22 protein-coding genes are annotated in these 22,824 nt (G+C 75.2%); 17 read left to right on the top strand and 5 right to left on the bottom strand.

From position 1 onward, the window contains the following. Positions 1-69: 69 nt before the first annotated feature. From BLT39_RS21345 to BLT39_RS21325, 5 genes are read left to right on the top strand one after another with little or no spacing between them, the layout of a single operon-like run. Entirely contained in the window at positions 70-1,305 is a 1,236-nt protein-coding gene (locus BLT39_RS21345; protein ID WP_091069173.1) for an acetyl-CoA acetyltransferase, read from the top strand. Positions 1,306-1,334: 29 nt separating this feature from the next. Beyond that, positions 1,335-2,852: a carotenoid oxygenase family protein gene (locus tag BLT39_RS21340; RefSeq protein WP_091069171.1), complete on the top strand. Its 1,518-nt coding sequence runs from the start codon at positions 1,335-1,337 to the stop codon at positions 2,850-2,852. Beyond that, positions 2,849-3,862 (top strand): winged helix-turn-helix transcriptional regulator, encoded by a 1,014-nt coding sequence (locus tag BLT39_RS21335; protein ID WP_207508314.1) that lies wholly within the window; start codon positions 2,849-2,851, stop codon positions 3,860-3,862. Before BLT39_RS21340 ends, BLT39_RS21335 begins: the two co-directional genes overlap by 4 nt. Next, on the top strand, positions 3,859-5,424 hold the full coding sequence (locus tag BLT39_RS21330) for a long-chain-fatty-acid--CoA ligase (RefSeq protein ID WP_165640358.1): 1,566 nt from the start codon (positions 3,859-3,861) through the stop codon (positions 5,422-5,424). The genes BLT39_RS21335 and BLT39_RS21330 overlap by 4 nt, the downstream gene beginning before the upstream one ends. Further along, positions 5,421-6,173, top strand: a complete 753-nt coding sequence (locus BLT39_RS21325) for a hypothetical protein (RefSeq protein ID WP_207508313.1) — start codon at positions 5,421-5,423, stop codon at positions 6,171-6,173. Before BLT39_RS21330 ends, BLT39_RS21325 begins: the two co-directional genes overlap by 4 nt. 49 nt (positions 6,174-6,222) lie before the next feature. Here BLT39_RS21325 and BLT39_RS21320 read toward each other — a convergent pair whose 3' ends face one another. The 4 genes from BLT39_RS21320 to BLT39_RS21305 are packed head-to-tail and all read right to left on the bottom strand — an operon-like array spanning position 6,223 to position 10,272. After that, on the bottom strand, positions 6,223-7,866 hold the full coding sequence (locus BLT39_RS21320; RefSeq protein ID WP_091069169.1) for an AMP-binding protein: 1,644 nt from the start codon (positions 7,864-7,866) through the stop codon (positions 6,223-6,225). Beyond that, entirely contained in the window at positions 7,863-8,933 is a 1,071-nt protein-coding gene (locus BLT39_RS21315) for an NAD(P)H-dependent amine dehydrogenase family protein (protein WP_091069167.1), read from the bottom strand. The genes BLT39_RS21320 and BLT39_RS21315 overlap by 4 nt, the downstream gene beginning before the upstream one ends. After that, positions 8,930-9,700, bottom strand: a complete 771-nt coding sequence (locus BLT39_RS21310) for an SDR family oxidoreductase (RefSeq protein ID WP_091069165.1) — start codon at positions 9,698-9,700, stop codon at positions 8,930-8,932. Before BLT39_RS21310 ends, BLT39_RS21315 begins: the two co-directional genes overlap by 4 nt. Further along, positions 9,697-10,272 carry a nuclear transport factor 2 family protein gene (locus BLT39_RS21305; RefSeq protein ID WP_207508312.1) on the bottom strand — a complete coding sequence of 192 codons (576 nt, stop codon included), beginning with the start codon at positions 10,270-10,272 and terminating at the stop codon, positions 9,697-9,699. The genes BLT39_RS21310 and BLT39_RS21305 overlap by 4 nt, the downstream gene beginning before the upstream one ends. Positions 10,273-10,487: 215 nt before the next feature. Here BLT39_RS21305 and BLT39_RS21300 point away from each other — a divergent pair, with 215 nt between their 5' ends. The 9 genes from BLT39_RS21300 (at position 10,488) to BLT39_RS21260 (ending at position 19,993) form a co-directional block, all read left to right on the top strand. Next, complete coding sequence (locus tag BLT39_RS21300; RefSeq protein WP_207508311.1) at positions 10,488-11,273, top strand: ABC transporter ATP-binding protein; 786 nt, start codon at positions 10,488-10,490, stop codon at positions 11,271-11,273. Beyond that, complete coding sequence (locus tag BLT39_RS21295) at positions 11,270-11,977, top strand: ABC transporter ATP-binding protein (protein WP_091069162.1); 708 nt, start codon at positions 11,270-11,272, stop codon at positions 11,975-11,977. Before BLT39_RS21300 ends, BLT39_RS21295 begins: the two co-directional genes overlap by 4 nt. Before the next feature lie 13 nt (positions 11,978-11,990). Continuing rightward, positions 11,991-12,887, top strand: coding sequence for a branched-chain amino acid ABC transporter permease (locus BLT39_RS21290; RefSeq protein ID WP_091069147.1), 897 nt, complete (start codon positions 11,991-11,993; stop codon positions 12,885-12,887). Further along, complete coding sequence (locus BLT39_RS21285) at positions 12,884-14,050, top strand: branched-chain amino acid ABC transporter permease (RefSeq protein WP_207508310.1); 1,167 nt, start codon at positions 12,884-12,886, stop codon at positions 14,048-14,050. The genes BLT39_RS21290 and BLT39_RS21285 overlap by 4 nt, the downstream gene beginning before the upstream one ends. Further along, positions 14,047-15,342 (top strand): ABC transporter substrate-binding protein, encoded by a 1,296-nt coding sequence (locus BLT39_RS21280; protein WP_091069144.1) that lies wholly within the window; start codon positions 14,047-14,049, stop codon positions 15,340-15,342. Before BLT39_RS21285 ends, BLT39_RS21280 begins: the two co-directional genes overlap by 4 nt. 64 nt (positions 15,343-15,406) lie before the next feature. After that, complete coding sequence (locus BLT39_RS21275) at positions 15,407-17,131, top strand: class I adenylate-forming enzyme family protein (RefSeq protein ID WP_091069139.1); 1,725 nt, start codon at positions 15,407-15,409, stop codon at positions 17,129-17,131. Continuing rightward, on the top strand, positions 17,128-17,523 hold the full coding sequence (locus tag BLT39_RS21270) for a nuclear transport factor 2 family protein (RefSeq protein WP_207508308.1): 396 nt from the start codon (positions 17,128-17,130) through the stop codon (positions 17,521-17,523). The genes BLT39_RS21275 and BLT39_RS21270 overlap by 4 nt, the downstream gene beginning before the upstream one ends. Continuing rightward, positions 17,520-18,497 carry an LLM class F420-dependent oxidoreductase gene (locus BLT39_RS21265; RefSeq protein ID WP_207508306.1) on the top strand — a complete coding sequence of 326 codons (978 nt, stop codon included), beginning with the start codon at positions 17,520-17,522 and terminating at the stop codon, positions 18,495-18,497. Before BLT39_RS21270 ends, BLT39_RS21265 begins: the two co-directional genes overlap by 4 nt. Further along, positions 18,494-19,993, top strand: a complete 1,500-nt coding sequence (locus BLT39_RS21260; RefSeq protein WP_091069135.1) for a class I adenylate-forming enzyme family protein — start codon at positions 18,494-18,496, stop codon at positions 19,991-19,993. The genes BLT39_RS21265 and BLT39_RS21260 overlap by 4 nt, the downstream gene beginning before the upstream one ends. Before the next feature lie 6 nt (positions 19,994-19,999). Here BLT39_RS21260 and BLT39_RS21255 read toward each other — a convergent pair whose 3' ends face one another. Next, the gene (locus BLT39_RS21255) at positions 20,000-20,491 is read right to left on the bottom strand and encodes an acyl-CoA thioesterase (protein WP_242658605.1); all 492 of its coding nucleotides are present in this window, start codon (positions 20,489-20,491) and stop codon (positions 20,000-20,002) included. 68 nt (positions 20,492-20,559) lie between these two features. On the opposite strand from BLT39_RS21255, the gene BLT39_RS21250 reads away from it, so the two are divergent. The 3 genes from BLT39_RS21250 (at position 20,560) to BLT39_RS21240 (ending at position 22,793) form a co-directional block, all read left to right on the top strand. Then, positions 20,560-21,468, top strand: coding sequence for an HNH endonuclease family protein (locus tag BLT39_RS21250; protein ID WP_242658604.1), 909 nt, complete (start codon positions 20,560-20,562; stop codon positions 21,466-21,468). A 78-nt stretch (positions 21,469-21,546) separates the two neighbouring features. Next, a complete protein-coding gene (locus tag BLT39_RS21245; RefSeq protein ID WP_131801539.1) occupies positions 21,547-22,230 on the top strand; it encodes a zinc metalloprotease in 684 nt (227 codons plus the stop codon). 29 nt (positions 22,231-22,259) lie between these two features. Next, positions 22,260-22,793, top strand: coding sequence for an NUDIX hydrolase family protein (locus BLT39_RS21240; RefSeq protein WP_091069218.1), 534 nt, complete (start codon positions 22,260-22,262; stop codon positions 22,791-22,793). Positions 22,794-22,824: the final 31 nt, after the last annotated feature.

Below are 22,824 nucleotides of genomic sequence, written 5' to 3'. Positions count from 1 at the left end.
TGGTCGACTTGCTCTGTTAGTTGTAGTATGACCTGAGTCATACAGGCAAGCACCGATCGAGGAGGCGCCGTGGACGGCACCGGCATCTGGGTGGCGGGCGGGTACCAGACCGACTTCGCCCGCAACCTGACGCGCGAGGGCGGGGACAGCGCCGACCTCACCGCCGAGGTCGTGCGCGGCACGCTGGAGTCCGCGGGCCTGGGCCCCGAGCAGGTCGAGGTCGTGCACGTCGGCAACGCCTTCGGACAGCTGTTCACCGGGCAGGGTCAGCTCGGCGCGATGCCGGCCACCGTCGAGCCCGCGCTGTGGGGCGTGCCCGCCGCGCGGCACGAGGCCGCGTGCGCGTCGGGCAGCATCGCCGTCCTGGCCGCGATGGCCGACCTGCAGGCCGGTCACTACGACTGCGCGCTGGTCCTGGGCGTCGAGTTGGAGAAGACCGTGCCCGGGGACCAGGCCGCGGGCCACCTCGGCGCCGCGGCGTGGATCGGCCACGAGGGCCAGGGTGCCCGGTTCATGTGGCCCCACATGTTCGACCGGGTGGCCCAGGCCTACGACGACCGGTACGGCCTGGACGACGTCCACCTGCAGGCGATCGCGCAGCTGAACTTCGCCAACGCCAAGCGGAACCCGAACGCGCAGACCCGCGGGTGGGAGGTCGGCCAGCTGGTCGGCACCGCCACCGACCGGGCCGACAACCCGGTGGTCGAGGGCCGGATGCGGCGCTACGACTGCAGCCAGGTCACCGACGGCGCGGCCGGCGTCGTGCTGGTCTCCGACCGCTGGCTGGCCGCGCACCCGCAGGCCACCCGCCGTCCGCTGGCCCGGATGCTGGGCTGGGGCCACCGCACGGTGGGCCTGGGCCTGCAGCAGAAGCTGGACCGCTCCGCCGAGGACCCCTACCTGCTGCCGCACGTGCGGCAGGCCGTGCAGGACGCCTTCGGTCGGGCCGGGGTGACCCTCGACGGCGTCGATGGCCTGGAGACCCACGACTGCTTCACGCCCTCGGAGTACCTGGCCATCGACCACGTCGGCCTCACCGAGCCGGGCAAGAACTGGCAGGCGGTCGAGGACGGTGACCTCGAGATCGGCGGCCGGCTACCGGTGAACCCCAGCGGCGGGCTCATCGGCGGCGGCCACCCGGTCGGCGCCACCGGCGTCCGGATGCTCGTCGACGCCGCCAAGCAGGTCACCGGCACGGCCGGCGAGTACCAGGTCGAGGGTGCCGACACCTTCATGACCCTCAACATCGGCGGCAGCACCACGACCACGGTGAGCTTCGTGGTCGGGTCTGCCCCCGCCGCCTGACCACCCGACCTGCGAGAGAGGAACCACCCGTGGACGTCGAGATCGTCGGTCGTGTCCTGTCCACCCTCCCGGCGGACGACGACCACCCCTACCGCACCGGGCCCTGGCGGCCGCAGACCACCGAGTTCCGGGCCGACGACCTCACCGTCGTGCAGGGCGAGGTGCCCACCGACCTGGACGGGGTGTACCTGCGCAACACCGAGAACCCGGTGCACCCCGCGCTGCGCAACTACCACCCCTTCGACGGCGACGGCATGGTGCACGTCGTCGGCTTCCGCGGCGGGGAGGCCTTCTACCGCAACCGGTTCGTGCGCACCGACGGCCTGCTGGCCGAGGCCGAGGCCGGCGGCCCGCTGTGGGCCGGGCTGGCCGAGCGCCCGGCCATCGCCAAGCGGGACGACGGCTGGGGCGCGCGCGGCCGGATGAAGGACGCCTCCAGCACCGACGTGGTGGTGCACAACGGGACGGCGCTGACCACCTTCTACCAGTGCGGCGACCTCTACCGGCTGGACCCGCGCACCGCCGAGACCCTCGGCAAGGCCACCTGGGGCGGGGACTTCCCCTTCGACTGGGGCGTGTCGGCGCACCCCAAGGCCGACGACCGCACCGGCGAGCTGCTGTTCTTCAACTACGGCACGCAGGCCCCGTACATGCACTACGGCGTGGTCGACGCCGACGACAAGCTGGTGCACTACGTCGACGTCGAGCTGCCCGGCCCGCGGCTGCCGCACGACATGGCCTACACCGAGAACTACGCGATCCTCAACGACTGCCCGCTGTTCTGGGACCCCGAGCTCATCGGCCAGGGCCACTACGCGGCGCGGTTCCACCCCGAGCTGCCCACCCGGATCGGGGTCATCCCGCGCCGTGGCGGCCCGGAGTCCATCCGCTGGTTCGAGGCGGAGTCGACCTACGTGCTGCACTGGGTGAACGCCTACGAGGACGGCGAAGAGATCGTCCTGGACGGCTTCTTCCAGGGCGACCCCGAGCCGGCCGACAACGGCATGGGCAACAAGTGGGAGCGCGCCTTCCGGTTCCTCGCGCTGGACCGCATGCAGTCCCGGCTGCACCGGTGGCGGCTGAACCTGCGCACCGGGCTGGTCCGCGAGGAGCAGCTCTCGGACACCGTGACCGAGTTCGGGATGATGAACGGCGGCTACGCCGGCCGGGACTACCGCTACGCCTACGCCGCCACCGGCAAGCCCGCCTGGTTCCTCTTCGACGGCCTGGTGCGGCACGACCTGAAGACCGGCACGGAGGAGCGGATCTCCTTCGGCGAGGGCGTCTACGGCAGCGAGACCGCGATGGCCCCGCGGGTCGGCTCCACCGCCGAGGACGACGGCTACCTGGTCACCCTCACCACGGACATGCGTGCCGACGCGTCCTACTGCCTGGTGTTCGACGCGGCGCGGCTGTCGGACGGGCCGGTGTGCACCCTGCAACTGCCCGAGCGGATCTCGAGCGGCACGCACTCGACCTGGGCCTCCGGCGACTCGCTGCCCGGCTGGGCGACCAGCGACGACCCGGCCACCGCGGTGGGCCTGTGAGCCTCCCGCTGGGCGCGGCCGACGCCGACCCCGGCGAGTCGCCGACCCCGCTGCCGGCCGGCGGGGTCAACCAGATCGGTGCCACCCTGCCGCTGATCGGTGACGAGTGGAACCTGCTGCTGGTGCAGCAGTCGCTGCTGGGTGCCCGCCGATTCGGTGAGTGGAAGGCACGGCTGCCGATCTCGAACTCGGTGCTGACCAACCGGCTGACCCGGCTCACCGAGGTCGGGGTCCACCGGCGGCAGCAGTACTCCGAGCGGCCCGAGCGGCACGAGTACCTGCTCACCGCCCGGGGCCGAGCGCTGTGGCCGGTCATGCTCTCCATCTGGGAGTGGGAGCGCCGCTGGGTGCCCGAGCACGCCGCGGCGCTCCCGCACAAGGTGCACCGGTCCTGCGGGTCGGCGTTCCGCGCGCTGCTGACCTGCGAGGCCTGCGGCGGCGTGGTGCACCCCCGGGACGTCGCCGGCAGCTGGGGCCCCAGCGGCTCCTGGGAGCGGTCGGTGCCGGCGGCGACCACGCGCCGCCGGGCGGCCCCGGCCGCGCCGGTGGTCGGGGTGACCGACGGGCCGGGCATGTTCCCCGAGACCATGGCGCTGATCGGCAACCGCTGGTCCTCGGCGCTGCTGGGTGCGGCGTTCCGCGGCGCCACCCGGTTCGGGGAGTTCCAGACCTTCCTGGGTGCCCCGCCGACGGTGGTGTCCGACCGGCTGCGCACCTTCACCGACCTCGGCGTGCTGGCTCCCCGGCCCGACCCCGAGCGCGCCGACTGGGCGCAGTACCACCTGACCGACAAGGGCCGGGCCTTCTTCCCGGTCGTGGAGACCACGCTGCGCTGGGGCCAGGACTGGTTCCGCGCCCCCGAGGGGCCGGCCGTGGTGCAGGTGCACCGCGGCTGCGGGCAGACCTTCGAGCCGTGCCTGGCCTGCGACGTCTGCCGGTCCCGGCTGCGCGGTGCCGACATCGAGATCGTGGGGGCCGCTGCGCCCTCCCTGGACGAGGAGACCCCGTGACGACCTTGATCGACAGCCGGGCCACCACGCTGGCCGCGCTGCTGCGTGCCCCGGCCGCCCGCTCGCCGCAGCACCCCGCCGTCGTCGGTGCCGGCCGCGCGTGCACCCACGGCGAGCTCGCCGAGCGCTCCGACCGGCTGGCCGCCGGCCTGGTGGCGCTGGGCCTGCGGGCCGGGGAGCGGGTGGCCTACCTGGGCCACAACGCCACCGAGTACTGGGAGCTGTTCGCCGGCACGCAGAAGGCCGGGCTGGTCGTCGTCCCCCTGAACTTCCGGCTGGCCGCCGACGAGGTCGCCTGGATCCTGGCCGACGCCGAGGTCTCCGCGGTGCTGGTGGAGGCCGAGCTCGCGTCGCTGCTGCCGGCCGACCTGGCCGTCCCCGCCCTGGTCTTCGACGGCCCGGCGGGGGACCGGACGGCGTACGAGGCGTGGCTGGCCGCCCAGCCCGCCACCGACCCGCACCGGGACCGGGACGGCGACGCCCTGGCCGCGCTCATGTACTCCTCGGGCACCACCGGTCGTCCCAAGGGCGTGCAGATCACCGTCGCCGGGCTGCTCGCCGCGGTCGAGGCCTTCGGCGCGCTGTTCGACGTGGACGCCGACTCGGTCAGCCTGGTGCCCACGCCCTACTACCACATCGCGGCGGGCGGCTGGTCGCTGATCACGCTCGCTGCCGGCGGCACGCTGGTGCAGTTCCGGGAGCCCACGCCGGCCGCGATGCTCGAGGCAATCGTGGCGCACCGGGCCACCCACGCGGCGATGGTCCCGGTGATCATCGGCATCCTCTGCGCCGACCCGGCCGCCGCCCGCGCCGACCTCTCCTCGCTCCGGCACGTGGTCTACGGCGCTTCCCCGATCTCGGAGACCCTCATGCGGCGGGCGCAGGCGCTCTTCGGGGCGCAGCTGTCGCAGAGCTACGGGCTGACCGAGACCCTCGGCGTCACCACGCTGCTGCCGCCCGCGGACCACGTGCCCGACCCGGCGACCGTGCACCGGCTGCGCTCGGCGGGCCGCGCGGTGCCCGGGGTCGAGGTGGGCGTGGTCGACGTCGACGGGACGCCGCTGCCGGCCGGCGAGGTGGGCGAGGTCGTCGTCCGCGGGCCCGTGGTCACCACCGGCTACTGGCGCAACCCGACCGCGACCGCCGAGGTGTTCCTGCCCGGCGGGTGGCTGCGCACCGGCGACGTCGGCGAGCTCGATGCCGACGGCTACCTCTACCTGCGGGACCGGATCAAGGACGTCATCGTCAGCGGTGGGGAGAACGTCTACCCCGCCGAGGTGGAGAACGCCCTGGCCGCGCACCCCGGCGTCGCCGAGGTCGCCGTGGTGGGGGAGCCCTCGGACCGGTGGGGCGAGTCCCCGGTGGCCTTCGTGGTCGCCGTCCCCGGCGCCCGGCTGGACCCGGACGACCTGCTGGCCGGCTGCCGCGAGCGGCTGGCGCACTACAAGTGCCCGCGCCGGGTGCAGGTGGTGGGCGCCCTGCCGCGCAACCCCTCGGGCAAGGTGCTGCGCCGCGAGCTGCGCGCCCCGCTGTGGGCCGGGCACGACCGGGGCATCGCGTGAGCGCCCGCTGGGCCCAGCTGCGCCAGGTCATCAGCGCCACCCGCGACCTCCCGGGCGACTCGGCCGCCGCCCGGGCCGCGCTCGGTCTGGCGCCGGGCTTCCCCGACCCGGTGCTGGAGACCGTGGGCATGGCCGACGAATCGCTGCCGATCGGCGCCGCGCACGAGGGCCCGGCCGGCGGCGGGGCGTTCCTGGAGCTGGTCGGGCCGCTGCGCCAGGACGTCCCGCTGGTCCGGTGGCTGACCAAGGTCGGCGGCCGCGGCGGGTACGGGCTGTCGATCCAGGTGGACGACGTCGCCGCCGGGGTGGCCGCCGCCGCCGCGGCCGGGGTGCGGGTGGTGGCCGACCAAGAGGTCTACGGCCACCGCATCGTGCAGCTGCGCCCCGGCGACCTCGGGCTGCTGGTGGAGCTGGACGGCATCGCCGACCCCGACGTCTGGTTCTGGGACGACGTGCCGATGCAGCGGTCCTCGGGTGCGCTGGTCGACGACGTGCTCGGCGTGGACGTCGGCGGCCCCGACCCGCAGGCGCGAGCCGCCGTCCTGGGCTCGATCCTCGGCGTCCCGGTCACCACCGGCGCGGACGGGTGCCCGCAGCTGGTGCTCGCCGCCCCCGGCCGGCCCGGCCGCACCGTGCGGTTCACCGCCGAGGGCAGCGGGCTGTGCGGTGTGGAGCTCTCGCTGCGCCCGGGGTGCACCGCACCCGACGAGCCGCTGACCTTCGGCGGCATGCCGGTCCGCTTCCGCTGAACGCCCACGAGCCCGGCCCCCGGGGGAGCCGGGCCCGTGGGCGCGGGGGTCAGCTCGCGAGGTCGGCGCGCAGCTGGCGCTTGAGCAGCTTCCCCGACGCGTTGCGCGGCAGGGTGCCCACGACGGTCACCCCGACCGGGCACTTGTAGTGGGCCAGCCGCTCCCGCGCCCAGGTGAGCAGCTCGTCGGGGTCGAAGGACGCCGGGTCCCTCGGGACGACGACGGCGTGCGGCGACTCGCCCCAGCGGCCCGACGGCACCCCGACGACGGCGACCTCCACCACGCCCGGGTGGCCGGTCAGCACGCTCTCCACCTCGGCCGGGAACACGTTCTCGCCGCCGGTGATGATCATGTCCTTCAGCCGGTCGTGCAGGAACAGGTAACCGCCATCGTCGAAGGAGCCGCCGTCGCCGGTGCGCAGCCAGCCGCCGGGCAGCAGCGACGCCGCGGTGTCCTCGGGCCGTTCCCAGTACCCCTTCATCACGTGCCCGCCGCCGATGAGCACCTCGCCGCGCTGCCCGGGCGGCAGGTCCTCCAGCGTCACCGGGTCGACCACCCGCACCGGCACCCCGGGCATCGGCCGGCCCACCGACCGCAGCCGGGCCACCGCGACCGGGTCGGCCGGGTCGGGCCGGTGGTCCTCGGGCATGAGCATCGTGATGCCGCCGGTGGACTCGGTGAGCCCGTAGCTCTGCAGGAACCGGCAGCCGAAGACCTCGGCGGCGTCGGTCAGCACCGGCACCGGGATCGGCGAGGCGCCGTAGATGACGTACTGCAGGGTCGACCAGTCGGCCTGCCGCACCGCGGGCAGCTGCAGCAGCATCTGCAGCACCGTGGGGACGGCGACCGCGTGGGTCACCGCGCGCCGCTGCCACAGCTCGGCGACCCCTGCCAGGTCCGTCGGGGCCTCCAGCAGCAGCGCGCTGCCGCCGAGCACCGCGGCCAGGGCCAGCCCGATGCCGGCGACGTGGAAGAACGGGATGGGCGCCATGGCCACGCTGCGCACGTCGAGGTCGAGCAGGTAGTAGGACGCGGCCAGCGCCTGGCCGAGGTTGGCGCCGGTGAGCTCGATGCCCTTGGGCCGGCCGGTGGTGCCGGAGCTGAAGAACAGCACCGCGGTGTCCTGCGGGTCGACCACCACGCCGGGGTCGGTGTCGTCGGCCCCGGCCAGCCAGGTGTCCCACGGCACCGCGCCGGCCACGCCGTCGTCCACCGCGACCATCCGGGTGGACCCGGTCGCCGCGGCGGCCGCGGGGCCGCTGCCGGCGCCGACCACCAGCACCGCGGGGCGGGCGTCGGCCAGCACGACCGACAGCTCCGGCACCGCGAGCAGGGCGTTCAGCGGCGCCGGGACCGCGCCGAGCTTGGCCGCGCCGAACAGCACCGCCAGGAAGGACGGCGCGTTGGCGCCCACGTAGGCCACCCGGTCCCCGGCCCGCACGCCGTCGCGGGCGAGTGCCTGCGCGACCCGGTTGGCGGTGCGGTCCAGCTCCGCCCAGCTGGTGGTGCGGCCGACCTCGAGCACGGCGTCCACGTCGGGGGTGGCCGCGGCCCGGGCGCGCAGCATGTCGGCCAGCCGCTCGGCCCGTCGTCCGTCGGGCAGCAGGGCGTAGTCGGGGTCGCGGTAGGCGGCCGGCACCGGGACCGGCGGCGGGGTCCACGGCGCGGGCGCGGCTGCGGTCTCGACGGTCATGGCGTCTCCTGCAGGACGGGGCGGGCAACGGGCTGGTACGGGCCGAAGACGGGGGGCTCGAGGATCCCGGGGGGCGCCTCGTGCACGGGGACGACGGCGCGCAGCACGGGGCCGGCGGTGACGAACTGCGCGGCGGTGGTGCGGCTGGTGGGGTCGTCGGGCTCGACCAGGTTCAGCGTCATGACGACGCCGGGGCGGCCGTGCACCCGCACGGTCCACTCGTCCCGCCCGGCGTAGTCGGGCAGGTCGGGTTCCATCGTCCAGATGATCGACAGGCTCAGCACCCGGCGGCCGCCGACGACGGCGTGCCAGCGCCACTCGGTGGACCCGACGGTGCCGGCCCGGATGGTGCCGGCGGCGACCTGCAGGTCCCGGCTGGCCGGGACGACGCGGTGGTCGGGCACGACGTCCTCGACCACGAGGCCCATCCGCTCGGCCATGAACAGCAGCGTCTCGCGGTAGAGCTTCCCGTAGAGCACCGGCAGCTCCCCGCCGGTGTCGAGCGCCTCGACCGGCCCGCCCATGCCCATCACCCGGAAGACGAACTCCGGGTCGGGCATCCGGCGAGCGTCGAGCACCTCGTCGATCTCGACGGCGTCCAGGTCCACCGAGACGCCGGTCAGCGCCAGGGCCAGCCGCTCGCCGACCACGCCGGGGCTGATGCCCACGCCGTAGAGGGTGGCGCTGCCGGCGTGGCAGGCGTCGAGGAACATCGCCTCCCGCGCGGGGCCGTGCGCGCGGGGGAAGTGGTGGCCGGCGGTGGTGACCACGTCGACGCCGGCGCGCAGCAGGCGGCAGATGTCGGCGTCGTGGGTCTCGTAGGGCACCTGCAGCCGCGGGGTGTGCAGCACGACGTCGGGGCCGGTGGCCAGCAGCTCGTCGACGCTGCGGGTGGCGGTGACGCCGGTGTGCCCGCGGCGGGCGATGTCCCCGGCGTCCCGGCCGGCCTTGCGGTCGGAGTAGACGTAGAGCCCGACCAGCTCCAGGTCGGGTCGGTCGATGACCCCGCGCAGGCAGGTCTTGCCGATCGCGCCGGTCGCCCACTGCGCGACCCGGATGGGCCTCACCGGCTGGTCCGCAGCTCGGCGACGTCGAGCAGCCTGGCCAGCGCGCGCTCGTAGCCGGCGGGGTCGCGGGCCATCCGGGCGCGGGCGTCCACGGCCATCCAGTCGGTGTCGGCGACGGGCTCGCCGCGGCGCAGCGCCTTGTACCCGGCCCGGGCGATGTCGCGGGGGTCCTCCTTGCGGCCGTCGACATGCGCGGCCATCCGGGTGTCCACCGACCCGACGATCAGCGCGGTGACGCCGATGCCGTCGCCGGCGAGCTCGGCCCGGGCGATGGTGGACAGCCACAGCGCCGCGGCCTTGGCGGGGGAGTAGCCGCCCATGAACGGCGCGGGCACCATGCCGGCCACCGAGAGCACGTTGACGAACGCGCCGCCGCCGTTGCCGGCGATGACGTCGGCGAAGGCCCGGGTCATGGCGAGCACGCCGAAGTAGTTGACCTCCATCTCGGCACGGGCGTCGGCCGGGTCGGCGCAGCGCACCAGCCGGGTGCCGGTGTGCAGGCCGGCGTTGTTGACCACCACGGTGGTGTCGGCGCAGGCCGCGGCGGCGGCGGCGACCTGGGCGGGGTCGGTGACGTCCAGGCGCACGGGCACCACCCGGTCGTCGCCGGGCACGGGGCTGTCGGGGACGACGCCCTCGGGTGCGCGGACGCCGGCGTGCACCCGCGCCGCGCCGCCGGCCAGCGCCTCCTGCACGAAGGCCAGGCCGATGCCGCGGTTGGCGCCGGTGACCAGAACGGTGGCGCCCTCGATCGACGTCCCGCTCACGCGGCGCTCCCTGCGGGGGCGGGGGCGGCGGTGTAGATCGGGTCGTCGGGGAACCGGCCGCTGCGGCGCAGCTCGGCGGGGTCGCCGGCGAGCAGGCCGTAGAGCCAGCCCTCCGTGCGCGGCATGTCGTGGTTCCAGTCGAAGCGCAGGGTGCGGTGCTCGATGCCCCAGCGGCCCTCGACGCAGCGCAGCCGGTCGACCATCCGCGCGGCGGTGAGGGAGTCCGCGACCGGGCCGTCGGGGGTGCGCACCCGGGCGAAGGCCAGCACGTAGGACTCCGCGACCGCGGTGGTGGCGTCCTCGTCGACCTCGACCAGCACGTTGGTCAGCGCGTGCGTGCCCACCGCGCGCGGGTGGACGAGGGTGGCGGCGACGGAGTCGACGTAGGCCTGCGCGTCGCCGGTGAACACCCCGCCGTGGTCCTCGGTCGCCCCGGGCAGGTAGCAGGCGCGCAGGCCCTCGACGTCGCCCCGGTCGATGGCCCGCAGGTACCGGGCCAGCAGGTCCGCGACCTCCTGCTTGGCGACCAGCCGGGCCAGGGTCGCGGCGGTCGGGTCGGGGCGGTCGGTCAAGGCTTCTCCCTGGGGTCGACGAACGCACAGCACTACAGCTGACAGAGTGAACCACTCCACACGCTGGGGTCAAGAAACGCACGGGACGGCGCCCACGACAGTCCTTGCGCCACGCAACCGACGACTTCGTTGACCAGTCGCTCTGTCTGCTGTAGTAATCGCCATCACACCGGAACCGCACAGGGGCGGTTCGGCCGGACGAGCGAGGAGGGGCCGTGCCCGGAGCGGATGCGCACGACCCGCTGCTGGAGGTGCGCGGCGTGGCGGTGCGCTTCGGCGGCGTCACGGCGCTGCGCGACCTGTCCTTCGACGTCCGCCCCGGCGAGATCTGCGGGCTGATCGGCCCCAACGGCGCGGGCAAGACGACGCTGTTCAACTGCATCACCCGCATCTACGAGCCCGCCGAGGGGTCGATCCGGTTCGCCGGCCGGGACCTGCTCGCCGTCCCCGCGCACCGGATCGCCGGCCTCGGCATCGCGCGCACCTTCCAGAACCTGGCCCTGTTCGGGTCGATGACCGTGCTGGACAACGTGCTCACCGGCGCGGCCGCGCAGCCGGGCACCGGCATCGTCCCGGGCCTGCTGGCCTGGCCCGGCGCCACCCGGCGCACCGCCGCCCTGCGCGCCCGGGCGTGGGAGCTGGTCGAGCAGCTCGAGCTGCTCGACGTGGCCCTGCTGCCCGCGGCCGGGTTGCCCTTCGGCACCCGCAAGCGGGTGGAGCTGGCCCGCGCGCTGATGGCCGAGCCGAGCCTGCTGCTGCTCGACGAGCCGGCCGGCGGGCTCACCCACGCCGAGGTCGACGAGCTCGGCGGGCTGCTGGTCGCGCTGCGCGACCGGTTCGGCTTCGCCGCGCTGCTGGTCGAGCACCACATGGGCCTGGTCATGGGCATCTCCGACCGGGTCGTGGCGATGGACTTCGGCCGCCGGATCGCCGCCGGCAGCCCCGACGAGGTCCGCCGCGACCCCGCCGTGGTCGCGGCCTACCTGGGGCGCGCGGCATGAGCCTGCTCGAGGTCCGCGGGCTGCGGGCCGGCTACGGCGCCGCCGACGTGCTGCACGGCATCGACCTGACCGTCGACGAGGGCGAGGTCGCCGTCGTGCTGGGCGCCAACGGCGCCGGCAAGACCACCACCATGAAGGCGCTGGCCGGGATGCTGCCCCGGCGCGGTGAGGTCCGGCTGGGCGGCGCCGAGCTCGGCACCCGGCCCGACCGCGTGGTCGCCGCTGGGATGAGCCTGGTGCCGCAGGGCCGCGGCACCCTGGCCACCCTCTCGGTGCTGGACAACCTGCACGTCGGGGCGGCCACCCGGAAGGACCGGAAGGGCATCGCCGAGGACGTCGAGCGCTGGTTCGACACCTTCCCGGTGCTGCGCGAGCGGTCCGGGCAGTCCGCCGGGCTGCTCTCGGGCGGCGAGCAGCAGATGCTCGCCGTCGCCCGCGCGCTGATGAGCAGGCCGCAGCTGCTGCTGTGCGACGAGCCCAGCTTGGGCCTGGCGCCGATCGTGGTGCAGGGCCTGTTCGCCACCCTGGGCGCGATCAACGCCGAGCAGGGCACCGCGCTGCTGGTCGTGGAGCAGAACGCCGAGCTGGCGCTGGACCTGGCGCACCGGGTGCACCTGCTCGAGGTCGGTGAGGTCGCCGCCACCGGCACCGCCGAGGACTTCCGCCGCGACGACGCCGTCCGGCGCGCCTACCTGGGCTTCTGAGGGGATCGCCGACATGGACCTCCTGCTGGAGAGACTGGTCTCCGGGCTGACCAACGGCTCGGTGTACGCGCTGCTGGCCCTGGCCCTGGTGGTGGTGTTCCGGGGCAGCGGCACGATCAACTTCGCGCAGGGCGAGCTGGCCCTGTTCACCACCTTCGTGGCCTGGTGGCTGACCACCCTGGGCTCCCCGGTGTGGCTGGCCGTGCTGGCCTCGATCGCGCTGGGCTTCGTGCTGGGCGCCGGCATCGAGCGGCTGCTGGTCCGGCCGGTGCAGCGCAAGAACGACACCGCCGTCCTCATCGTGGCCCTGGGGCTGTTCACCGGGCTGAACGCGCTGGACGCGCTGCTGTTCGGCACCGAGACCAAGGTGATGCCCAGCCCCTTCCCCAACGGCCTGGACGACTACGTGTCCCTGGGCGGGGCCCGGCTCTACGGCGACGCGCTCGGCGTCTGGGTGGTGCTGGTCGTGCTGGTCGGCCTGGTGTCGCTGCTGTTCCGGCGCACCCGGGTGGGCCTGCACATGCGGGCCGTGGCCGACAACCCGGAGTCCGCGGCGCTGGCCGGGGTGCCCACCAGCCGGGTACTGGCGCTGGGCTGGGGCCTGTCGGGGGCGATCGGCGGGCTGGCCGGCGTGCTGGTCACGCCGCTGGCGCCGCAGCAGCTGTCGCTGACCACGATGTTCACCGTCTTCATCGCCGCCTCTGCCGCCGCGCTGTTCGGCGGCCTGGACAGCCTCGGCGGCGCGATCGTCGGCGGGCTGGTCATCGGCGTCCTCGAGGCCCTGGTCACCGGCTACGTGCCGGCGCTGGGCGGGGCCATGCAGCAGACCACGGTGCTCGTGGTCATCGTCCTCATCCTGCTCGTCCGGCCCACCGGGCTGTTCGGCAGCCGACGTCTGGAGCGCGTGTGACCGCCGTGGCCGACCGTCCCACCACCACCCCGGCCCCGCGCGGGCGGCCGGTCGCACCGGGCCGGGTCCTGGTGCGCGGCTCGGCGGCCCACCGCGGCCTGCAGGTGGCCGGCCTGCTGCTCGTGGTCGCCCTGCTGGTGTGGGCCTCCACCTGGCCGCTGTTCCGGATGGGCCAGCTGACCAACGTGTTCGTGCTGGCCATCGCCATCGCCGGGCTGAACCTGGTCACCGGCTACACCGGCCTGCTGTCGATCGGGCACTCCGCCTTCTTCGGCCTGGGCGCCTACACGACCGGTGTGCTGGTGGTGCAGTACGGCTTCGACGCGATGCTCACCGTGCCGGTGGCCATCGGGTTCTGCTTCGTCGCCGGCCTGCTGGTCGGGCTGCCGTCGCTGCGCATCCACGGGCTGTACCTGGCCCTGGTCACGCTGGCCGTCGGCGTCGCCTTCCCCGAGCTCGTCCGCCGCTTCGACGACCTGACCGGCGGTGCCGCGGGCCTGGTCATCCGGGCCCGGCTGCTCACCCCGCCGGAGTGGACCGGGATCAGCCGGGCCCAGCGCGGCATCTGGCTGTTCTGGGTCTCGGCGATCGCGCTGGTGCTGGTCCTGCTGCTGGTGCGCAACCTGACCCGCAGCCGGGCCGGCCTGGCCATGCGGGCGGTGCGCGACCACGAGCTGGCCGCCGCCGCGCAGGGCGTGCACGTCGCGCGGGTCAAGATCCTCACCTTCGGCCTGTCCGCGGCGATCACCGGTCTGGCCGGGGCGTTGTTCGCCATGTACGTGGGGGCGCTGGCCCCCGACGGGTCCTTCACCCTGCTCAAGTCGATCGAGCTGGTCACCGGCCTGGTGCTGGGCGGTGCGGCCACCCTGCTGGGCCCGGTCGTCGGCGCCGTCGCGGTGGTCTTCCTGCCCTACCTGACCTCGCTGGTCGCGCCCGGCCCGGTGTCGGGCATCGCGTTCGGCGTGCTGCTCATCGCGCTGGTCTTCCTGATGCCCGAGGGCGTCGTGGGCCGCGCCCAGATCGCGCTGCGCCGCGTGGTGACCGTGGTCGACGCCGACCACCCAGCGCTGGCCCGCACCGCCCGCGACCCCGGCGGGCCCCCCGAACCGGACGGGCAGCAGCCCGGACCGCCCCCCTCGACCGATGAGGACCAGCCACGATGAGAAGGACGACCAGGGTCGCCACCGCCGCCCTCGCCGCGCTGCTGCTGGGTGCCTGCGGCACCAACACCGGCGCCTCCGACGACGGGACGGACGGCGGGGACACCGCCGACGCCGCCTCGGTGGTCACCGCGGACGACTGCGCCGACCCCGACGCCGCCACCGCCGAGATCACCGACACGCTCAAGGTGGGCTGGTCCGCCCCGCTGTCCGGCCCGCTGGCCGACGCCGTCGGCAACGTCATCGCCGGCATGGAGGCCCGCTTCGCCGTCGCCAACGACGAGGGCGGCATCGACGGCGTGCAGCTGGAGGTCGTCACCCGCGACGACGCCTTCAACCCCGAGCGGGCCAAGGCCAACGTCGGCGAGCTCATCCAGAGCGAGGGCGTCGACGTGCTGGACACCTTCGGCTCCGGGCAGCTCTCGGCGATGGCCGACGACCAGACCGACGCCTGCGTGCCGCTGCTGTTCGCCCAGGCCAGCGTCCCGGCCTACCGCGACGTCGAGCAGTACCCGTGGACCACGGAGTACCTGCCCTCGGCCGAGGTGGAGGCCCAGGTGGTCGTGGAGAGCCTCACCGCGCAGTACCCCGACGGCGCCACCGTGGCCATGGCGGTCAACCAGAGCGAGTCCGGCCAGGGCATCGCCGACGCCTACCGCGATGCCTTCGAGGGCACCGACTTCGAGCTGGTCGGCGAGGCCCCGCTGACCGACCCGAACACCGCGGCCAGCACGCTGAAGGCCACCGGCGCGCAGATCCTGGTCGACGCCGGGGTCACCACCGACTGCCTGGCGCTGACCAACGCGATCGGCCGGGCGGGCTGGGCGCCGGAGACGGTCATCCAGCCCTCCAACTGCGCCGACGGCGCGACCCTCTACGCCCCCGCGGGCGAGGCGGCCGACGGCCAGCAGATCCTGCGCTGGCTCAAGGACCCGGCCAACCCGGCCTTCGCCGACGACCCGGACGTGCAGCAGTACCTGGAGCAGGCGCAGGCCAACGGCGCCGACGACCCGACCAACAGCTACACGGTCAACGGCTGGGTCATCGCCGACCTGATGGTCGACGTGTTCACCCAGGCCGCCGACTCCGAGGACGGGCTGAGCCGGCTGTCGATCATGCAGGCGGCCCGCACCCAGGACTACGCCCCGCCGATGTTCATCGACGGCATCAGCTACCAGATGAGCCCGACGCAGTCCTTCGGGATCCTCGCGTTCGAGCCCTACACCTGGAACGCCGCGGCCGCCGAGTTCGAGTCCGCCGGCGACGTCGTCGACATCTCCTCCCGCTATCAGTGACCCACCGCCGGGTGGCCGGGCGCGTCCCGGCCACCCGGCGCACCGACCTCCCCGGAGGGACCCGATGACGAACCTGCTGGCCCTGCACCCCGCCGACCGGGTGGCCGACTTCCGGGCCCGCGGCTGGTGGACCGACGAGACGGTGCAGGGTCTGCTGGACGCCCAGGTCGCCGCCCGTGCCGACCGCCTGGCGCTGGTGGACCCCGCGAACAAGGCCGACCTCACCGGCGGCCCGCCGCGGCGGCTGACCTGGGGCGAGCTGGACGACGAGGTCACCGCGCTCGCCGCCCGGTTCCTGGACCTGGGCCTGGGCCCGGGTGACCTGCTCGGTGTGCAGCTGCCCAACTCCGTCGAGCTGGTCGAGGTCTACCTCGCCGCCTGGCGGATCGGGGTAGTGGTCAGCCCGCTGCCGGTGCAGTACCGCGAGCACGAGGTGCGCGACCTGGCCGAGCAGGCGCGGTTCCGGGTGTTCGTCAGCTGCGCCCGGCTCGGCGACCGGTCCCCGGCCGCCGAGCTCGCCGGCTACGCCGACGCGCTGCCGGGGCTGGTGCACCTGGTCGCGCTCGGCGATCCCGCCGCGGCACCGGCCGCGCTGCCCGACCGGGTCGAGGTGGTGCCCACCGGCCCGGCCTCGGACGCCGACCGGGCCGCCGTCGCCGCGCACGTCGCCGAGCACCCGGCCGACCCCAACGCCTGCCTCACCGTCTGCTGGACCTCGGGCACCGAGAGCCGCCCCAAGGGCGTGCCCCGCTGCGCCCACGACTGGCTGGCCATCTGCTGGGCCACCGTCGACGCGCCGCGGATGACCGCCGACGACGTGCTGCTCAACCCGTTCCCGATGATCAACATGGCCGGCATCAACGGCATGTTCCTGCCCTGGCTGCGCACCGGCGCCGTCCTGGTGCAGCACCATCCCTTCGACGTCCCGGTCTTCCTCGGCCAGATCGCCGCCGAGGGCGTCACCTACACCGTCGCCCCGCCGGCGCTGCTCACCGTGCTGCTGCAGGACGAGGCGCTGCTGTCGCGGGTGGACCTGTCGACGCTGACCCGGATCGGCTCGGGCTCCACGCCGCTGTCGCCGACGATGGTCCGCGGCTGGGCCGACCGCGGGATCGCGATCATCAACTTCTTCGGGTCCAACGAGGGCGTCGCCCTGCTGTCGGACCCGCAGGACGTCCCCGACCCCGAGCAGCGCGCCCGCTACTTCCCCCGCTTCGGCGCCCCCGGCGTCACCTGGACCACCCGGGTCGCCGACTGGGTCGGCGTCCGGCTGGTCGACCCGGTCACCGGTGCGGAGGTCACCGAGCCGGGGACGCCGGGGGAGCTGCGGCTGTCCGGGCCGACGGTGTTCGCCGGATACCTGGACGGCGACGGCCGGCCCTCGCCCTTCGACGAGACCGGCGCGCTGCGCACCGGCGACGTCTTCGAGGTCGCCGGCGACCGGCGCGAGTTCCTGCGCTACGTCGACCGGGCCAAGGACCTGGTCATCCGCGGAGGCATGAACATCGCGCCCGCCGAGCTGGAGGGCCTGATCGGGGCCCACCCGGCGGTCGCCGACGTTGCGGTGGTCGGCTACCCGGACGACGTGCTGGGGGAGCGGGTGGCCGCCGTCGTCGTCCCCCGGGCCGGCGCGACCCTGACCCTGGAGGAGCTGGTGGACTTCCTGCGACAGCAGCGGATCGCCTCGTACAAGCTGCCCGAGAGGCTGGAGCTGCGCACCGAGCTGCCCCGCAACCCGGTCGGCAAGGTGCTCAAGCGCGAGCTGCGCGCGCAGCAGGCGGCGTCGTGACCGACGACGAGAAGATGGACGTCGTCCGGGCCATGGTCGCCGCCTGGGACCGGCAGGACTGGGCCGCCGTCGTCGACCTGTTCGCCCCCGAGGGCGTGCTGCACAGCGTGATGAGCACCCCGCTGGTCGGCCGCGCCGCGATTGCGGAGCGGCTGGCCGTGCTGGCCGAGGGCCTGACCTCCCTGGAGCTGCGGGTCCGCGCCATGGGTGTGGTCGACGGGCGGGTCTTCGTCGAGCGGCGGGACGTCTTCGACCGGGCCGGCGTGCACGGCGAGGTGCCCGTGGTCGGCGTGCTGGCCGTCGGGCCCGAGGGCGTCACCGAGTGGCTGGAGTACTACGACCGGGCCACCCTGCTCGCCGGCATGGGGATGACCCAGGACTTCGCGGAGTGAGCGTGCGGCTGGAGGTCTCCCTCGGGCTGTGGCAGGACCGGCCGGCCGCCGAGGTGCGGGCCACCGCGGCCGCCGCCGAGCGGGCCGGCTACCCCTGCGTCTGGGTGGGGGAGATGGCCACCTACGACGCGTTCGCGCTCGCCACCGCGCTGGGTCCCGGCCCCGCCGAGCTGGTGGTCGGGCCGCTGGCGGTCACCGTCCGCGACCCGGCGATGGTCGCGGTCGGCGCGGCGTCGGTGGCCGACCTGACCGGCCGGCGGGTGTCGGTGGCGCTTGGCACCTCCAGCACCGTCGTCGTCGAGCGCTGGCACGGCCGGTCCCGCCGCGGCTCGGCCACCGCGCTCGCGGAGTCCGCGCAGGTGCTGCGCACGCTGCTGGCCGGCGGCCGCGGCGAGCTGGCCGGGGAGGTGGTGTCCACCAGCGGCTACCGGCTGCGGCTGGCCCCGCCCGGTGGCCGGCTGGTGGTCGCCGCGTTCGGCGACCGGGCGCTGCGGGCAGCCGTGCTGCACGCCGACCAGCTGGTGCTCAACCTCGTCGGCCCGGACCTCGCCGCCCGGCTGGTCGCCCGCTGCCGGGAGATCGCCGGTGGGCTCGGCCGGCCGCTGCCCGAGGTCGCGGTGTGGAGCCCGGCCGCGGTGGGCCCGGACGGCCCGCCCGCGGGCGCGGTCGACCAGCTGCGCCGCGGCCTGGTGCCCTACCTCGCGGCGCCGGGCTACGCCGAGGCGTTCGAGCGGGCCGGCTTCGGCGACGTCGTCGCCCGCGCCCGCGCCGGCGCGCCGCCCGCCGAGCTGCTGGCCGAGGTGCCCGACGCCATGGTCGCCTCGGTCGGCGTGGTCGGGACGCCGGACGACGCCCGCGCCGCGCTGGCCGCCTACGCCGACGCCGGGGTGGGCACCGTCGTCCTGGTGCCCGCGTGCACCGACGCCGACCCGGCCGGCGTGGGCACCCTGCAGACGGTGCGCGGGCTCGCGTGACCCCGACCTGGGCGCACCCGGTGGTCACCCGGATGCTGCGGGCCGGTGACCACCCCGCCGTCCGCTGGGCCGGTGGCCAGCGCACGCACCGGCAGGTCGCCCGCCGGGCCGCGGGCCTGGCGCACCAGCTGGCCGCGCGGGGCGTCGGGCCCGGGTCCCGGGTCGCGCTGGTGGTGCAGGACAGCGCCGCCGGCATCGAGGGCTACCTGGCCGCGGGCCTGTGCGGGGCGACCGCGCTGCACGTCAACGACCGGTGGGCCGCCCCCGAGGTCGCCGCCGTCCTCGACGCGTCCCGGGCGGACGTCGTGCTGCACACCGCTGGCCGGGCCGACCTCGTCGACGCGGCGCTCGGCGCCCGGCCCGGCCTGCCGGTGGTCGACCTGGACGCCGGGGACGCGGCGGCCGACACCCTGCCCGGCCCGCTCGTCGACCCCGCCGCGGCCGCCCTGGTCGGCTCCACCAGCGGCACCACCGGCACGCCGAAGGGTGTGGTGCACACGCAGGAGGGCGTGCACCGGATCCTGGCGCACATGCCGGCCCACGACGGGCTGCGGCCCTACGGCTCGTGCGCGTTCACCGGCACGCTGGCCTTCGCCGCCGGCATCTGGGGCGTCGTGCTGCCGCACCTGGCGCTGGGGTCGGTGGTGTCGTTCATGGCCGGGCTGCCCGCTGACGCGTGGGTGGACCGGATGGCCGCCGAGGGGTCCACGTTCACCTACGCGCCCAGCCCGCTGGTGCCCGACCTGGTCGAGGCGCTGCGCGCCCGCCCGGAGGTGCTGGGCACGCTGGGCACCGTGCTGCACTCGGCGTCGGTGCTGCCGCGCGAGCACGCCGCCGCGCTGGTCGACGTCATCGGCGGCCGGTTCGTCGAGACCTACGGCATGACCGAGACCGGCGCCCCGGTCACCGCCACCGTGCCCGGCGACTGGTTGCCCGGCTGCGCCGCCGAGGACGTGCTGTCCTCCGCCGGCCGGCCGGCGACGATCGCGTCGGTGCGCGCGGTCGGCCCGGACGGCGGCCCGCTGCCGGCGGGGGGCACCGGCGAGCTGGAGGTGGCGTCGGAGACGATGACCGCCGGCTACCTGGACCGCCCCGACCTCACCGCCGAGGTGCTGCGCGACGGCTGGCTGCGCACCGGCGACGTCGGCCGGGTGGACGCCGCGGGCTACGTCTACATCACCGACCGCGCCAAGGACATGGTGGTCAGCGGCGGGATGAACGTGTACCCCGCCGAGGTGGAGCGGGTGCTCGCCCAGCACCCGGGCATCGCCGAGGTGAGCGTGCTCGGCCTGCCCGACGCCCGCTGGGGCGAGGCGGTCACCGCCGTGGTGGTGCCGCGGCCGGGCGCGGGCCTGGACCCGGCCGGCGTCCGGGAGTTCGGCCGCGGCCGGCTGGCGTCCTACAAGCTGCCGGCCCGGGTGGAGTTCGTGGACACCCTGCCGCGGACGGCCAGCCTCAAGGTCCGCAAGGACGAGCTGCGCCGCCGCCTGGGCTGAGCGCCGTCAGGGCACCGTGGCGCGGATCGCCTCGGACCGGGCCTGGATCTCCCGGCGCAGCTCCCGCCGGGCCACCGCCGCGGCGTGCCGCCGGCGCTGCTCCTCGGTCGCCAGCTTCAGCGGCGGCACGGGCACCGGACGGCGGTCGCCGTCCAGCGCCACCATCGTGAAGTAGCAGCTGTTGGTGTGCCGGACCTCCCCGGCGCGCAGGTCCTCCGTGGTCACCCGGATGCCGATCTCCATCGACGTCCGGCCGGTGTGGTTGACGCTGGCCTGGAAGGTGACCAGCTCACCCACGTGGATGGCCTCGCGGAACACCACCTGGTCCACGCTGAGGGTGACCGCGTAGGTCCGGCTGTACCGCGAGGCGCAGGTGTAGGCGACCTGGTCCAGCAGCTTGAGCAGCTGCCCGCCGTGCACGTCCCCGGAGAAGTTGCTCATGTCCGGCGTCATGAGCACGGTCATGGACAGGCGGTGCAGCTCGTCGTCACCGGTCACGGCGGCCGATCCAACCAGAACGCGTGTCGCTGGGGCACCCGCGCGGACGCGGTCGGCACCCTCGAGCGGTGAGCTCCCGACCCGTGCGCGTCCGGTCCGAGCGGGCCGGCCCCGCCCGCACCGGCCCGTCCCGGCGCAGCCGCCGCGCCCTGCTGTCGGCGGTGTGCGCGCTGGCCGTGCTGCTCGGCGTCGGGTTCGGCGTGCTGGGCGGGGAGGACGCGGCCCCGGCGCCGGTCCCCACCGCGAGCACCCAGCTGCCGGCATCGCCGGCACCGTCGTCGTCCGTGCCGTCGTCGGCCGGAACGACCCCGGAGGCCACCCAGCCTCCGGTGGCCACCCAGCCTCCGGTGGCCACCCAGCCTCCGGTGGCCACCCAGTCCCCGGTGGCCGCGGCCCCGGGCACGGCGCTGGCCGCGCTGGCCCAGCTGCCCGTGCGCGGCCGGGCGCCGCAGACCGGCTACGAGCGCGACCAGTACGGCGAGGGCTGGGTCGACACCGACCGCAACGGCTGCGACACCCGCAACGACGTGCTCGCCCGCGACCTCACCGCCGAGCAGTTCCGCCCCGGCACCCGCGACTGCGTGGTCACCAGCGGCGTCCTGGTCGACCCGTACTCGGGCGCCACGATCCTGTTCCAGCGCGGTCAGGGCACCAGCGAGGCCGTGCAGATCGACCACGTGGTGGCGTTGTCGAACAGCTGGCAGACCGGTGCGCAGGGCTGGGACGCCGCCACCCGGGTCGCCTTCGCCAACGACCCGCTCAACCTCCTCGCCGTCGACGGCGGGCTGAACTCCCAGAAGCGCGACGGCGACGCCGCGACCTGGCTGCCGCCCGACCGCGGCTACCGCTGCGCCTACGTCGCCCGCCAGGTCGCGGTCAAGGCCGCCTACGGCCTGTGGACCACCCAGGCCGAGCACGACGCGATGGCCACCGTGCTCGGTACGTGCCCGCAGGAGCCGCTGCCGACCGCCGGGTGACGCCCGACCGGGTGGTGTCGGCCACCGATTCGGTGACACAGCGTGAGAACAGGGAGGTTCCGGCACCACGATGTGCCGGTGACCTCCCCGCGCCGCCGCTCCCGCATCCGGGCCGCCGCCCTCGTCGTCCTCGCCCTCGAGGTACCGCTGGCCGCTGCGCTGTTCGTGGCCAACACCGTCTCGCCCGCCCGGGCCCTGGAGCCCGGCGCGCACGCGTTCCTGCAGGAGCACCCCGACGGCACCCCGGTCACCTGGGACCCGTGCAGCCCGATCGGCTACGCCGTGAACTGGGACCACGCCCCCGACGGCGCGCTGGCGCTGCTGGGCGAGGCGGTGAACACCGTCGAGGACGCCACCGGGCTGACCTTCCAGGCACTGGGCTCGACGCGGGTGTCGCCGACGTCGGCCAGCGCCGTCGACGTCCTGCCGGCCGGCGCCGAGGTGCTCATCTCCTGGGTGCCGGGCGCCGACGAGCAGCTGTACCGCGACGGCGAGGCCCTGGCCTGGGCGCGGCCGACGGCGACCGGCGGGGTCTGGACCCGGGGCCAGGTCTCCCTGGACGCTGACTACTTCGCCGAGGCGTCGCACGAGCAGGCACGCGGCACGCTGCTGCACGAGCTGGGCCACCTCGTCGGACTGGGCCACGTCGACGACCCCGGCCAGCTGATGGACGGCGGCGGGTCGCGGGGCCGGGTCTACCAGCAGGGCGACCTCGAGGGCCTGGCCGAGCTCGGCCCGCGGAGCGGACCCCGCTGCGCCTGATCGGGCGTGTCGTGGACTAGACAGTGCACATGACCGAGGCGACCACCCTGACCGACGCCGGCTGGCTCTCCCGGGAGGAGATGGACAGCGCGCGCGAGCGGTTGCCGATCCTCTACGTCGACGCCGTCCCGGTCCGGGTGGACGACCACGGCGCCGTCACCAAGATCGGCCTGCTGCTGCGCGCGGGCGAGGACGGCCAGATCAAGCGGGCGCTGGTCTCGGGCCGGGTGCTCTACCACGAGCGGGTGCGGGCGGCCCTGCTCCGCCACCTGGAGAAGGACCTCGGCCCCCTCGCGCTGCCCCGGGTGCCGGCCTCGCCGCAGCCGTTCACCATCGCCGAGTACTTCCCGACCCCCGGCGTCACCCCCTTCCACGACCCCCGCCAGCACGCGGTCTCGCTGGCCTACGTGGTGCCGGTCGAGGGCGACTGCGAGCCCCAGCAGGACGCCCTGGAGCTGACCTGGTTCACCCCGGACGAGGCCCGCGACCCCGGCGTGCTCGCCGAGCTGGCCAACGGGCAGAGCCACCTGCTGGTCCAGGCGCTGGCGCACCTCGGCGTGTGACGCCGGTCCGGGCGGCCGGTCCCGCACACTG

The sequence above is a fragment of the Klenkia brasiliensis genome (assembly GCF_900100695.1).
GTDB lineage: Bacteria > Actinomycetota > Actinomycetes > Mycobacteriales > Geodermatophilaceae > Klenkia > Klenkia brasiliensis.
This window is presented reverse-complemented; position numbering and strand designations above follow the sequence as displayed.